The 13,045-nt window shown below is 60.1% G+C and carries 11 protein-coding genes; 8 read left to right on the top strand and 3 right to left on the bottom strand.

Annotated elements, in window-relative coordinates; all coding sequences use genetic code 11:
- Positions 1 to 329: 329 nt before the first annotated feature.
- Positions 330 to 776 carry an azurin gene (gene azu, locus BW33_RS19545; protein ID WP_047600685.1) on the top strand — a complete coding sequence of 149 codons (447 nt, stop codon included), beginning with the start codon at positions 330 to 332 and terminating at the stop codon, positions 774 to 776.
- A gap of 163 nt (positions 777 to 939) precedes the next feature.
- On the opposite strand, the gene nadE is transcribed toward azu, so the two are convergent.
- The 3 genes from nadE to BW33_RS19530 form a co-directional block, all read right to left on the bottom strand.
- Positions 940 to 1,767: an ammonia-dependent NAD(+) synthetase gene (gene nadE / locus BW33_RS19540; RefSeq protein WP_047600682.1), complete on the bottom strand. Its 828-nt coding sequence runs from the start codon at positions 1,765 to 1,767 to the stop codon at positions 940 to 942.
- A 4-nt stretch (positions 1,768 to 1,771) separates the two neighbouring features.
- Positions 1,772 to 2,995: a nicotinate phosphoribosyltransferase gene (gene pncB, locus BW33_RS19535; protein WP_047600681.1), complete on the bottom strand. Its 1,224-nt coding sequence runs from the start codon at positions 2,993 to 2,995 to the stop codon at positions 1,772 to 1,774.
- A 214-nt stretch (positions 2,996 to 3,209) separates the two neighbouring features.
- Positions 3,210 to 4,112, bottom strand: coding sequence for a LysR family transcriptional regulator (locus BW33_RS19530; RefSeq protein WP_047600679.1), 903 nt, complete (start codon positions 4,110 to 4,112; stop codon positions 3,210 to 3,212).
- A 163-nt stretch (positions 4,113 to 4,275) separates the two neighbouring features.
- Here BW33_RS19530 and amaB point away from each other — a divergent pair, with 163 nt between their 5' ends.
- The 7 genes from amaB (at position 4,276) to BW33_RS19495 (ending at position 12,738) form a co-directional block, all read left to right on the top strand.
- Positions 4,276 to 5,766 (top strand): L-piperidine-6-carboxylate dehydrogenase, encoded by a 1,491-nt coding sequence (gene amaB, locus BW33_RS19525; RefSeq protein WP_047600676.1) that lies wholly within the window; start codon positions 4,276 to 4,278, stop codon positions 5,764 to 5,766.
- Positions 5,767 to 5,912: 146 nt separating this feature from the next.
- On the top strand, positions 5,913 to 7,196 hold the full coding sequence (gene amaA, locus BW33_RS19520) for an L-pipecolate oxidase (protein ID WP_047600674.1): 1,284 nt from the start codon (positions 5,913 to 5,915) through the stop codon (positions 7,194 to 7,196).
- Between the two features lie 368 nt (positions 7,197 to 7,564).
- Positions 7,565 to 8,698 carry an ABC transporter substrate-binding protein gene (locus BW33_RS19515; RefSeq protein WP_047600671.1) on the top strand — a complete coding sequence of 378 codons (1,134 nt, stop codon included), beginning with the start codon at positions 7,565 to 7,567 and terminating at the stop codon, positions 8,696 to 8,698.
- Between the two features lie 238 nt (positions 8,699 to 8,936).
- A complete protein-coding gene (locus tag BW33_RS19510; RefSeq protein ID WP_003221160.1) occupies positions 8,937 to 9,851 on the top strand; it encodes an ABC transporter permease subunit in 915 nt (304 codons plus the stop codon).
- Positions 9,852 to 9,854: 3 nt separating this feature from the next.
- Complete coding sequence (gene livM, locus BW33_RS19505) at positions 9,855 to 11,156, top strand: high-affinity branched-chain amino acid ABC transporter permease LivM (protein ID WP_047600669.1); 1,302 nt, start codon at positions 9,855 to 9,857, stop codon at positions 11,154 to 11,156.
- The gene (locus tag BW33_RS19500; protein ID WP_041065624.1) at positions 11,153 to 12,025 is read left to right on the top strand and encodes an ABC transporter ATP-binding protein; all 873 of its coding nucleotides are present in this window, start codon (positions 11,153 to 11,155) and stop codon (positions 12,023 to 12,025) included. Before livM ends, BW33_RS19500 begins: the two co-directional genes overlap by 4 nt.
- Positions 12,022 to 12,738 carry an ABC transporter ATP-binding protein gene (locus tag BW33_RS19495; RefSeq protein ID WP_047600666.1) on the top strand — a complete coding sequence of 239 codons (717 nt, stop codon included), beginning with the start codon at positions 12,022 to 12,024 and terminating at the stop codon, positions 12,736 to 12,738. The genes BW33_RS19500 and BW33_RS19495 overlap by 4 nt, the downstream gene beginning before the upstream one ends.
- Positions 12,739 to 13,045: the final 307 nt, after the last annotated feature.

The following is a 13,045-nucleotide window of genomic DNA, read 5'->3' as shown; positions in this document are numbered from 1 at the left end:
GGGTCAATCCGTCACAGGGTAATGGCTGGCACGTCTTGATCCAAGGGCTAAGCTTCGCGTTCTGGCGATTCAAAGGTACCGCTGGCGCCACAGGCGTAGGCGGCGAGCAAACTGCACAACAGACCGTTAAAGAACATGACAGGCACTCCGTTTCAGTAGATGCGCCGATCATAGGCCGGGCCGGGGAATCTGGCCGGTAGATTGTTTCGATGAATGTCATAGCCTGAAAGTTGTATACAATTTTTGACTCAAGTCATAGGAACTTGCGAAGATTTCAGGCAGTCTTTCCACCATTAGTGTTTTTGTTAACCCTGCCTTGGAGATTCACCATGTTTTCCAAAGTTGTTGCGGTATCCCTGCTGGCGCTGGCCAGCAGCCAATTGATGGCTGCCGAGTGCAAAACCACCGTTGATTCCACCGACCAGATGTCCTTCAACACCAAGGAGATCGTGATCGACAAGAGCTGCAAGACCTTCACCGTCGAACTGACCCACTCCGGCAACCTGCCGAAGAATGTCATGGGCCATAACCTGGTGGTCAGCAAAACCGCTGACATGCAGCCGATCGCCACCGACGGCCTGGCCGCGGGCATCGACAAGAACTACCTGAAAGACGGCGACGAGCGCGTTATTGCTCACACCAAGATCATCGGCGCCGGCGAAAAAGACACGCTGACCATCGACGTATCGAAGCTGACCGCTGGCACTGACTACGGCTTCTTCTGCTCCTTCCCGGGCCACATCTCGATGATGAAAGGCACCATTGCTGTGAAGTAATTGATTCAGGCACAAAAAAAGCGTCCCTCGGGACGCTTTTTTGTTTTCTGCAGGAGCTGCCGAAGGCTCGGGCCGCGATCGGACGATCTTTTGATGTTGTTTTTGAAGATCAAAAGATCGCAGCCTCGTTTCACTCGACAGCTCCTACAGGTTCCAGCACAACTTATGGCGCGAACGGCATGACCCGTTTGTGATGGGTCTTGTTGTACGTGTTGACGATGATGTCGAACGCTTCCTGACGCACCGGCTCGCCGTGCAGGAAGGCGTCGATCTCGGCGTAGGTCACGCCGTGGGACGCTTCGTCCGGTTTGCCCGGCGACAAGTCTTCCAGATCCGCGGTCGGCACTTTTTCCACCAGCGATTCCGGCGCGCCGAAGCTGCGGGCGATCGCGCGAACCTGGTTTTTCACCAGACCGCTGAGCGGGGCCAGGTCGCAGGCGCCGTCACCGAACTTGGTGAAGAAGCCCATCACCGCTTCCGCCGCGTGGTCGGTGCCGATCACCAGGCCGTGCGCCGCGCCGGCGATGGTGTACTGGGCGACCATGCGCATCCGCGCCTTGGTGTTGCCGAGCACGAAATCCACCGACACCGCATGTTTGCCTTCGAACGCCGCCACTTCCTTGGCCAGTGATTTGACCGCCGGGCCGATGTTCACGGTGTGGCGTTCGTCCGGGGCGATGAAATCCACCGAGGCTTGCGCATCGTGCTCATCGAACTGGGTTTCGTACGGCAGGCGCACGGCAATGAATTTGTAGGCGTTGTCGCCGGTGCGCTCGCGCAGTTCACGCATGGCGCGCTGGGCCAAAAGGCCGGCGGTCAGCGAGTCGACACCGCCGCTGATGCCCAGCACCAGGGTCTTGAGGCCGGAATTGACCAGGCAGTCCTGGATAAAGGTGATGCGCCGGGCGACTTCCGCTTCGAGGGCCTGATGCCCGGCGAATGGCGGTTGTACCTTGAGCTGTTCAGCAATCTCACGCTGTACGGCTTGCATGAATTCACTCCTTGCTAGATAGGGTGGAAACGGCAGGAACCTGGAACACATGTCGCAAATAGGCGACGAAATTCGGGTCTTTACAGTGAGTCTTGCCTGGCTCGTCGGAGATCTTCGCCACCGGCTGGCCGTTGCAGGCGGTCATTTTAAGCACGATGCTCATCGGTTCGACACCCGGAATGTCACAGGTCAGGTTGGTGCCGATGCCAAAGCTGACGTTGATCCGCCCGTGCAGCGCGCGGAAGATCTCCAGCGACTTGGGCAGGGTCAGGCTGTCGGAGAACACCAGGGTCTTGCTCATCGGGTCGATGCCGAGCTTGTGGTAGTGGGCGATGCATTTTTCGCCCCACTGCACCGGATCCCCGGAATCGTGGCGCAGACCATCGAAGAGCTTGGCGAAGAACAGGTCGAAGTCGCCGAGGAACGCGTCGGTGGTGATGCAGTCGGTGAGTGCAATCCCGAGCAGACCACGGTACTCGCGCACCCAGCAATCGAGGGCGGCGATCTGGCTGTCGATCAGCCGTGGGCCGAGTTGCTGGTGGGCCATGATCCATTCATGGGCCATGGTGCCCAGCGGTTTCATGTCCAGCTCGCGGGACAGGTGCACGTTGCTGGTGCCGACGAAGCGCCCCGGGAAATCGTGCTTGAGCACGTTGACCACTTCTTCCTGCACACGGTACGAAAAGCGCCGGCGGGTGCCGAAGTCGGCGACCTGCAATTGCGCCAGTTCATCGGTCGAAGCGTTGGCGCTGAGCCAGTCGAACTTGCGATACAGCTGTTCACGCGCCTGCACCAGTTCGATTTCCCGGTAGCGATAGCGGTTGCGCACTTCGCTGACGATCGCCAGCAGCGGCACTTCGTAGAGGATCACATGCAGCCACGGGCCACGCAGACGGATGAACAGTTCGCCGTTCTCGATCCCGGTGTGCAGGTAGCGCAGGTTGAAGCGGAACAGTCCGAGAAAGCGCAGGAAATCCGGTTTCAGGAAGGTGATGCGCTCGAGAAAACTCAACTGGTCGGCACTCAGGCTCAGCTCGGCCAGACGCTCGATCTGGTAGCGAATCTCGGCCAGATACGGCCGCAGATCTTCGCTGTTACGGCAACGGAACTCCCATTCGACTTCGACGTTGGGGTAGTTGTGCAGCACCGCCTGCATCATCGTCAGTTTGTAGAAGTCGGTGTCGAGCAGGTTCTGCACGATGCGATCGGCAAACACACTCTCGCTCATAAACGGGGTCTCCAGGTGCACCGCGCGGTTGCGCGGGATCAATCAATGACGCTAGTGGCGCATATCAGGGACGAAGATTGCCAGCAATTTTTTAGATCTCCGCAGAACCCTTGTGGGAGCGAGCCTGCTCGCGAAGGCGTCATTTCACTCGAAATTGATATTGAATGTGCCGGCCTCTTCGCGAGCAGGCTCGCTCCCACAGTTTTCAATCGGGTCAGGCATTCGGGCCGTCGATCTGTTCGAGCATCCACTTCACAAAATCCCGCACCTTCGGCACTTCCGCCGCATGTTCCGGGTAGGCCAGGTAATAGGCGTCGGAACTGGGCATTGCATGCTGCCAGGGAATGACCAGTTTGCCGTCGGCCAATTCCTCTTCCACCAGAAACCGTGGCAGCAGCGCCACACCGCAGCCGACCTGAGCGGCACGGATGCACATATAAAAGGTTTCGAAACGCGGGCCGTGGTAGCTGTGTTCGGTGTGGTAACCCTGACTGTCGAACCAGTCATGCCACGCCTGCGGGCGCGAGGCATTTTGCAGCAGCACCAGATCGGTCAGTTGCGTCGGGTCGGTGAAGGGCGTGTCCGGCAGGCTGCCGGGTGCGCAGACCGGCACCAGCTCTTCGCCGAACAGCTTCAGGCATTCGGTGCCTGGACGCGAACCCTGGCCGAAATAGAACGCCAGATCGCTGCGACCTTGCAGCAAGTCATCCGCCTCCTGCTCGTTGCACAAGTCGAGATGGATCGACGGGTGGCGCAGGCGCCAGCCTTTCAGGCGTGGCACCAGCCAGCGGGCACCGAAGGTCGAAGGGGTAGAAACGCGCAGGACTTCGGTCTCGCCGCCGTAGGAACGCAGGTAATGCGTGGACATTTCCACCTGAGTGAGGATTTTTCGGACTTCCACCAGGTACAAATCCCCTGCCGGGGTCATCTGCAAGCGCCGACGCACCCGGCGGAACAACAAGTGCTGCAACAACTCCTCAAGCTGCGCCACTTGCTTGCTGACAGCGCTCTGGGTCAGGTTCAGCTCCTCGGCGGCCCGGGTGAAGCTCAGGTGCCGGGTCACGGCCTCGAAGCACTGCAACGCGGTGATCGATGGCAGGTGGCGTTTATTCAGCATGGGTGGTCCTTTTCTTGTCTTTCTGTGCGCAGCATGAATAAACGGAATGATATCTCGCGTAAAGGTCGTTTGTTGCCTTGCCCTCGGGAAGCTACAACTAAAGGCCTGCCCGGTCGTGAACATTCGGCCGCACACATTCAGTTTTTTGCTTGAGGAGTGACCCATGGTTGCCGCATTGCTTGATCGTCTTGGTGTGAACCCGGCCCTGTACCAGAACGGCAAAGTGCCGGTGCATTCGCCCATCGACGGCAGCCGCATCGCCGCCGTGAACTGGGAAGGCCCGGCCGAAGTCGAGCAGCACATCAGTCGCGCAGATCATGCTTTCGAGCAGTGGCGCAAGGTGCCGGCCCCGCGTCGCGGCGAGCTGGTGCGTCAGTTCGGCGAAGTGCTGCGCGAATACAAGGCTGACCTCGGTGAACTGGTCTCGTGGGAAGCGGGCAAGATCACTCAGGAAGGCCTTGGTGAAGTGCAGGAGATGATTGATATCTGCGACTTCGCCGTCGGCCTGTCGCGTCAGCTGTACGGTTTGACCATCGCCTCCGAGCGTCCGGGCCACCACATGCGGGAAACCTGGCATCCGCTGGGCGTGGTCGGCGTGATCAGTGCGTTCAACTTCCCGGTCGCGGTGTGGGCGTGGAACACCACGCTGGCGCTGGTCTGCGGCAACCCGGTGGTGTGGAAACCGTCGGAGAAAACCCCGCTGACCGCACTGGCCTGCCAGGCACTGTTCGACCGTGTGGTGAAGAATTTCACCGATGCGCCGGCGCACCTGTGCCAAGTGATCATCGGTGGCCGTGACGCTGGCGAAGCGCTGGTGGATGACCCGCGTGTCGCGCTGATCAGCGCCACCGGCAGCACCCGCATGGGCCGCGAAGTGGCGCCGAAAGTCGCCGCGCGTTTCGCCCGCAGCATTCTCGAACTGGGCGGCAACAACGCGATGATCCTCGGCCCGAGCGCCGACCTGGACATGGCCGTACGCGCCATTCTGTTCAGTGCGGTCGGTACCGCCGGGCAGCGTTGCACCACCCTGCGGCGGCTGATTGCCCATGAGTCGGTGAAGGAAGAAATCGTCAGCCGCCTCAAAGCTGCGTACGCGAAAGTGCGCATCGGCCATCCGCTGGAAGGCAATCTGGTCGGCCCGTTGATCGACAAACACAGCTTCGAAAACATGCAGGACGCGCTGGAGCAGGCGCTGAGTGAGGGCGGTCGGGTGTTCGGCGGCAAGCGTCAGCTCGAAGATCAGTTCCCCAACGCTTACTACGTCTCGCCGGCCATTGTCGAAATGCCGGAGCAGAGCGATGTGGTCTGCAGCGAAACCTTCGCGCCGATCCTCTACGTGGTCGGCTACAGCGACTTTCAGGAAGCGCTGCGCCTGAACAATGCGGTGCCCCAAGGCCTGTCGTCGTGCATCTTCACCACCGACGTGCGTGAGGCCGAGCAGTTCATGTCGGCGGTCGGCAGCGACTGCGGCATCGCCAACGTCAACATCGGCCCGAGCGGCGCGGAAATCGGCGGCGCGTTTGGTGGCGAGAAGGAGACCGGTGGCGGTCGTGAGTCGGGCTCCGACGCCTGGCGCGCGTACATGCGCCGCCAGACCAACACCGTGAACTACTCGCTGGAGTTGCCACTGGCGCAGGGCATTACCTTCGATTGACAGGTGGAGATCCCCTTGTGGGAGCGAGCCTGCTCGCGAATGCAGTGGGTCAGGCGACATAGATGTTGGCTGATATACCGCTTTCGCGAGCAGGCTCGCTCCCACAGGGTATGCAGTGTTTGTTAGGTTTCTGTTGGAGTCTGGCAATGCCGTTACGCGAAGAATGTCTGTGGGAAACGCTCACGCCGCAGCGCCCGGATAACACCGCGCTGCGAGGTGAGGTCAAAGTCGATGTCTGCGTGATCGGCGCCGGGTTTACCGGGTTGTCGGCGGCGCTGCATCTGTTGGAAAAAGGCAAAAGCGTCTGCGTGCTCGAAGCGCATCGTGCCGGGCACGGAGGTTCCGGGCGCAACGTCGGGCTGGTCAACGCCGGCATGTGGATCCCGCCGGACGAGATCGAGGCCGGATTCGGCGAAACGGTCGGCAGTCAGCTCAACCGCATGCTCGGGGCGGCGCCGGCGCTGGTGTTCAGCCTTGTGGATAAATACAACATTGATTGCCAGTTGCGTCGCGAAGGCACCCTGCACATGGCGCACAACGCCAAGGGCGAAGCGGATCTGCGCAGTCGCGAGCAACAATGGAAACGTCGCGGCGCGCCGGTCGAGCTGCTCACCGGCAAGGCCTGCGAGCAAGCCACCGGCACGCAGAAGATCGCCGCCGCACTGCTCGACCGCCGCGCCGGTACGCTCAACCCGATGGCCTATGTCACCGGACTGGCCAACGCGGTGAAAGGCCTGGGCGGGCAGATGTTTGATCATTCGCCAGTGACGCGTCTCGAGCGCGTAGGCCAGCAATGGTCAGTGCAGACCGAGCACGGTTCGGTGCTCGCCGAGCAAGTGGTGATTGCCTCCAACGCCTACACCGAGGGCGACTGGACCGAACTCAAGCGCAACTTCTTCCCCGGTTACTACTATCAGGTCGCTTCGGTGCCGCTGACCGAAGACGCCGCCCATGACATCCTCCCCGGCGGGCAGGGCTCGTGGGACACGCGACAGGTGCTGAGCAGTATTCGCCGCGACAAGGACGGCCGGTTGTTGCTCGGCAGTCTGGGCAATGGCAATCAGAAACCGACGTGGTTCCTCAAGGCCTGGGCCGACCGGGTGCAGCAGCATTACTTCCCCCATCTGAAACCGGTGGAATGGGAATGCACCTGGACCGGACGCATCGCCTTCACCCCCGATCACCTGATGCGCCTGTTCGAACCGGCGCCCGGACTGGTGGCAGTCACCGGTTACAACGGTCGCGGCGTGACCACCGGCACCGTGGTCGGCAAAGCCTTCGCCGACTACCTGTGTGACGCAAATCCTCAAGCTCTGCCGATCCCCTTCGCACCGATGCAGCCCTTGGCCGGTGTCGGTTTGCGCAGTTGCCTGTACGAGGCCGGGTTCTCGCTGTATCACGCGGGCCAGTGCCTGCGCATCGTGATTTGAGTGTTGAAATATGTTGCTTGACGCGGCGCTTTTCGGCGTAGCGACTAGCCTGTAATGGTGCGGGTTGTAGCAGTCCCGCACCAGCAGTGTGCAGTTCGGTGACGCGAGCTGTTACAGGCTGGTTGCACGTCGTTTGGTGCCGCGGTTGCAATGATGGCGCAAGCGGGTTGCGCCTCAGATTTAAAAGGGTTTCACCTTCCGCGGTTTAGACGGTTGCACGCCCAATGAAAATGGGAACGAAACAGTCGAAATAACAAGAAAGCAGCGACTTTTTGAAGAATAAAAAACCGATGGCACGGCGCTTGCTCAGAGCATTCAGTGAAGTGAAGTCGCAGTGCCAACTAAAAAAAACCTTGGAGCACCACCTCATGTCCCAGACGTTTTACAAGAAAGGCTTTCTGGCCCTCGCAGTGGCTACTGCGTTGGGTGTTTCTGCGTTTGCTCAAGCTGATGTGAAAATCGGTGTAGCGGGTCCAATGACTGGCGCCAACGCGGCATTTGGCGAGCAGTACATGAAGGGGGCACAGGCAGCGGCGGACGCGGTCAACGCGGCGGGCGGCGTCAACGGCGAGAAAATCGTACTGGTCAAGGGCGATGATGCCTGCGAACCGAAGCAGGCGGTGACGGTTGCCAAGGATCTGGTCAACCAGAAAGTCGCCGGCGTGGTCGGTCACTTCTGCTCCTCTTCCACCATTCCAGCCTCGGAAATCTACGACGAAGCCGGCGTTATCGCGATCACCCCGGGTTCTACCAACCCGCAGGTGACGGAGCGCGGTCTGAGCGCGATGTTCCGTATGTGCGGGCGTGACGACCAGCAGGGCATTGTGGCCGGCGACTACATCGTCGACGTGCTCAAGGGCAAGAAAGTCGCGGTGATCCACGACAAGGACACCTACGGTCAAGGCCTGGCCGATGCGACCAAGGCCCAGTTGATCAAGCGCGGCGTGACCCCGGTGATCTACGAAGGTCTGACCCGTGGCGAGAAAGACTTCAGCGCCCTGGTCACCAAAATCCGCGCGGCGGGCGCCGACGTCGTGTACTTCGGCGGTCTGCACCCGGAAGCCGGTCCACTGGTCAAGCAACTGCGCACCGAAGGCCTGAAAGACGTGAAGTTCATGTCTGACGACGGCATCGTTACCGACGAACTGGTGACCACCGCCGGCGGCCCGCAATACGTCGACGGCGTGCTGATGACCTTTGGCGCCGACCCACGCCTGCTGCCAGACAGCAAGACCGTAGTGGACGCGTTCCGCAAGGCCGGCACCGAGCCTGAAGGCTACACCCTGTACGCCTACGCTTCGGTTCAGACCCTGGCGGCTGCCTTCAATGGCGCCAAGTCCAACAGTGGCGAAAAAGCCGCCGAGTGGCTCAAGGCCAACCCGGTAAAAACCGTCATGGGCGAGAAAGCCTGGGACAAGAAAGGCGACCTGAAGGTGTCCGACTACGTGGTTTACCAGTGGGACGCGAGCGGCAAATACCATCAGCTGGAAAAACAGAAGTAAGGGCTGACGCGATCGGTTGATTCCCTCGGTTCCATTGTAGGAGTGAGCCTGCTCGCGATGACGGAGTTACACGCAACACATGTGTTGAATGTTAACCCGCTATCGCGAGCAGGCTCACTCCTACAAGGGGCGGTGGTGATGGGCTGAGCGTGTCTGCATTGCTCCGACGTAAATCTGTATTTTTCCTAGAAGAACCGCCCGCTCCGGTGGGCAGGTTCTCATTGCGTGAGATTGCGTTATGGATGGTATTTTCCTGCAGCAACTGGTCAACGGCCTGACCCTCGGGTCGGTCTATGGCCTGATCGCCATCGGCTACACAATGGTCTACGGCATCATCGGCATGATCAACTTCGCCCACGGCGAGGTTTACATGATTTCCGCGTACCTCGCGGCAATCAGTCTGGCTCTGCTGGCTTACTTCGGTATCGAATCCTTCCCGCTGTTGATGCTCGGCACGCTGGTCTTCACCATCGTTGTCACCGGCGTCTACGGCTGGGTAATCGAACGCGTCGCCTACAAACCTTTGCGCAACTCCACCCGACTGGCACCGCTGATCAGCGCCATCGGCATCTCCCTGATCCTGCAAAACTATGCCCAGATCAGCCAGGGCGCCCGCCAACAGGGTGTTCCGACGCTGCTCACCGGTGCCTGGCGCATCGACGTCGGCACAGGTTTCGTCCAGCTCACCTACACCAAGGTATTCATTCTGGTCGCCGCGTTCGTCGGCATGGGTCTGCTGACCTATGTCATCAAGTACACCAAGCTCGGCCGCATGTGCCGCGCCACCCAGCAAGACCGCAAGATGGCTTCGATCCTCGGGATCAACACCGACCGGGTGATTTCCTATGTGTTCATCATCGGTGCAGCGATGGCGGCTCTGGCCGGCGTGCTGATCACCATGAACTACGGCACGTTCGACTTCTACGCAGGCTTCGTCATCGGCATCAAGGCGTTCACCGCCGCAGTGCTTGGCGGGATCGGCTCACTGCCCGGCGCGATGCTCGGCGGAATCATTCTCGGCATCTCCGAGTCGCTGTTCTCGGGCCTGGTCAACTCCGACTACAAAGACGTGTTCAGCTTCTCGCTGCTCGTACTTGTTCTGGTCTTCCGGCCTCAGGGCCTGTTGGGCCGTCCTCTTGTGTCGAAGGTGTAAGCGATGTCTTCAACCACTCAAAAAAATATCGATATCAAAAAAAGCCTGGTTGAGGCGATTCTGGCCGGCCTGATTGCCCTGATCGTGTTCGGTCCGATTGTCGGCGTCGTGCTCGAAGGCTATAGCTTCAACCTTGAACCGACCCGCGTGGCGTGGCTTATCGGCATTGTGATGATCGGCCGCTTTGCCTTGAGCCTGTTTCTGCAGACGCCCAAGGGCCTGAAGATTCTCGACGGATTCGAGAGCACCGGTTCCGGTGTACATGTGCTGCCTGCCGATCACAAATCACGCCTGCGCTGGATCATTCCGCTGCTGATCGTGCTCGCGGCCATCGTGCCGTTTGTCTCCAACTCGTACCTGCTGGGCGTGGTCATCCTCGGGCTGATCTACGTGCTGCTGGGTCTGGGGCTGAACATTGTGGTCGGCCTCGCCGGTCTGCTCGATCTCGGTTACGTGGCGTTCTACGCCATCGGTGCCTACGGTCTCGCGCTCGGTTATCAATATCTGGGGCTGGGCTTCTGGACCGTATTGCCACTGGCGGCAATCACTGCCGGTTTGGCCGGCTGCATCCTCGGTTTCCCGGTGCTGCGTCTGCACGGCGACTATCTGGCAATCGTGACCCTGGGCTTCGGTGAAATCATTCGCCTGATCCTCAACAACTGGCTGTCGCTGACCGGCGGTCCCAACGGCATGCCGGCGCCGCTGCCGACCTTCTTCGGTCTGGAGTTAGGCAAGCGGGCCAAGGATGGCGGGGTGCCGTTCCATGAGTTCTTCGGCATCGCCTACAACCCGGACGTGAAGTATTACTTCATCTACACGGTGTTGTTCCTGGTGGTACTGGCCGTGCTGTACATCAAACATCGTCTGGTGAAAATGCCGGTGGGTCGCGCTTGGGAAGCCCTGCGCGAAGATGAAATCGCCTGCCGCTCGATGGGCCTCAACCACGTACTGGTCAAGCTTTCGGCGTTCACCATCGGTGCATCGACCGCGGGCCTGGCCGGGGTGTTTTTCGCCACCTACCAGGGCTTCGTCAACCCGACCTCGTTCACCTTCTTCGAATCGGCGCTGATCCTCGCCATCGTCGTGCTCGGCGGTATGGGCTCGACCATCGGCGTGGTGATTGCGGCATTCGTGTTGACGGTTGCTCCGGAACTGCTGCGCGGCTTCGCTGAATATCGCGTGCTGCTGTTCGGCATCCTGATGGTGTTGATGATGATCTGGCGACCACGAGGGCTGATTCGCATCAGCCGTACCGGGGTCACTCCACGCAAAGGTGCCATTCACTATGAGAGGACTGCGCCATGAGTGAAGTCGTACTCTCTGTGGAAAAACTGATGATGCACTTCGGTGGCATCAAGGCCCTGAGCGATGTCAGCCTCAAGGTCAAACGCAACTCGATCTTCGCCCTGATCGGCCCCAACGGCGCCGGCAAGACCACGGTGTTCAACTGCCTGACCGGGTTCTACAAGGCCTCTGGCGGCAAGATCGAACTCAACGTGCGCGGCAAGCAGACCAACGTCATCCAGCTGCTGGGCGAGTCGTTCAAGCCGACCGACTTTGTGTCGCCGAAAAGCTTCCTCAGTCGCCTGTACTACAAGATGTTCGGCGGCACCCACCTGGTGAACCGCGCCGGCCTGGCCCGGACGTTCCAGAACATTCGCCTGTTCAAGGAAATGTCGGTGCTGGAAAACCTGCTGGTGGCGCAGCACATGTGGGTCAACCGCAACATGCTCGCCGGCATCCTCAACACCAAGGGCTACCGCAAGGCCGAAAGCGATGCGCTGGACTGCGCGTTCTACTGGCTGGAAGTGGTCGATCTGGTGGACTGCGCCAACCGTCTGGCCGGTGAACTGTCCTACGGCCAGCAACGCCGTCTGGAGATCGCCCGGGCCATGTGCACACGGCCGCAGATCATCTGTCTCGACGAACCGGCCGCCGGCCTCAACCCTCAGGAAACCGAAGCGCTGAGCGCGATGATCCGGCTGCTGCGCGACGAGCATGATCTGACCGTGGTGCTGATCGAACACGACATGGGCATGGTCATGAGCATTTCCGACCACATCGTGGTGCTGGATCACGGCGTGGTCATCGCCGAAGGCGGGCCCGACGCGATCCGCAACGATCCGAAAGTGATTGCCGCCTACCTGGGCGCCGACGAAGAGGAGCTGGTATGAGCAAACCGATCCTCGAACTCAAAGACCTGGACGTGTTCTACGGCCCGATCCAGGCCCTCAAAGGCGTGTCGCTGCAGATCAATGAAGGCGAGACCGTCAGCCTGATCGGCTCCAACGGCGCGGGTAAATCGACGCTGCTGATGTCGATCTTCGGCCAGCCGCGTGCGGCGGGTGGGCAGATCCTCTACCAAGGCGTCGACATCACCCACAAGTCCTCGCACTACATTGCCTCCAACGGCATCGCGCAGTCGCCGGAAGGGCGGCGGGTGTTCCCCGACATGACCGTCGAGGAGAACCTGCTGATGGGCACCATCCCGATTGGCGACAAGTACGCCAAGGAGGACATGCAGCGCATGTTCGAGCTGTTCCCGCGGCTCGAAGAGCGCCGCACTCAGCGGGCGATGACCATGTCCGGCGGCGAGCAGCAGATGCTCGCTATTGCCCGCGCCCTGATGAGTCGGCCGAAGCTGTTGTTGCTCGATGAGCCGAGCCTGGGCCTGGCGCCGATCGTGGTGAAACAGATCTTCGCCACCCTGCGTGAACTGGCGAAAACCGGCATGACCATTTTCCTCGTCGAGCAGAACGCCAACCATGCGCTGAAGCTGTCGGATCGGGCGTATGTGATGGTCAACGGCGAAATACGCCTGACCGGTACCGGCAAGGAGTTGTTGGTGAATGAGGAGGTGCGTAACGCTTATCTGGGCGGGCACTGATTCAATCGTTGTCATGCACAGCCCCGGCGACGCGAGTCCCGGGGCTTTTTTACTTCTCAAGTCCACCATGAATTCCAATGTAGGAGCTGCCGAAGGTTCGGCAGCTCCTACATGCAATCAAGCCAGAACATCAAGCACATTCTGAAATTGTGGAAAACAAATTCCCATAGCTGCCAAAGCGCGACATATAGACGCTGCAAATGGCTGTTTTTCCACAGTTTTGACTTGTCCCCGTTTGCTGTGGAGCTGGCTGTGAATAACGTGGGAGTAGCTGGCTGCAGCCCTTGTTAACCGTGGCTTTCAGGCT

The sequence above is a fragment of the Pseudomonas sp. RIT288 genome (assembly GCF_000631985.1).
Taxonomy (GTDB): Bacteria; Pseudomonadota; Gammaproteobacteria; order Pseudomonadales; family Pseudomonadaceae; genus Aquipseudomonas.
Note: the sequence above shows the minus strand (reverse complement) of the source record. Positions and strands in the feature narration are given on the sequence as shown.

What these genes read in the sequence shown, in the direction of transcription:
- BW33_RS19510 (WP_003221160.1), top strand. Translation starts at nt 8,937, where the DNA reads ATGGATGGTATTTTCCTGCAGCAACTGGTCAACGGCCTGACCCTCGGG.
- BW33_RS19515 (WP_047600671.1), top strand. Translation starts at nt 7,565, where the DNA reads ATGTCCCAGACGTTTTACAAGAAAGGCTTTCTGGCCCTCGCAGTGGCT.
- amaB (WP_047600676.1), top strand. Translation starts at nt 4,276, where the DNA reads ATGGTTGCCGCATTGCTTGATCGTCTTGGTGTGAACCCGGCCCTGTAC.
- amaA (WP_047600674.1), top strand. Translation starts at nt 5,913, where the DNA reads ATGCCGTTACGCGAAGAATGTCTGTGGGAAACGCTCACGCCGCAGCGC.
- livM (WP_047600669.1), top strand. Translation starts at nt 9,855, where the DNA reads ATGTCTTCAACCACTCAAAAAAATATCGATATCAAAAAAAGCCTGGTT.
- BW33_RS19500 (WP_041065624.1), top strand. Translation starts at nt 11,153, where the DNA reads ATGAGTGAAGTCGTACTCTCTGTGGAAAAACTGATGATGCACTTCGGT.
- BW33_RS19530 (WP_047600679.1), bottom strand. Translation starts at nt 4,112, where the DNA reads ATGCTGAATAAACGCCACCTGCCATCGATCACCGCGTTGCAGTGCTTC.
- azu (WP_047600685.1), top strand. Translation starts at nt 330, where the DNA reads ATGTTTTCCAAAGTTGTTGCGGTATCCCTGCTGGCGCTGGCCAGCAGC.
- nadE (WP_047600682.1), bottom strand. Translation starts at nt 1,767, where the DNA reads ATGCAAGCCGTACAGCGTGAGATTGCTGAACAGCTCAAGGTACAACCG.
- pncB (WP_047600681.1), bottom strand. Translation starts at nt 2,995, where the DNA reads ATGAGCGAGAGTGTGTTTGCCGATCGCATCGTGCAGAACCTGCTCGAC.
- BW33_RS19495 (WP_047600666.1), top strand. Translation starts at nt 12,022, where the DNA reads ATGAGCAAACCGATCCTCGAACTCAAAGACCTGGACGTGTTCTACGGC.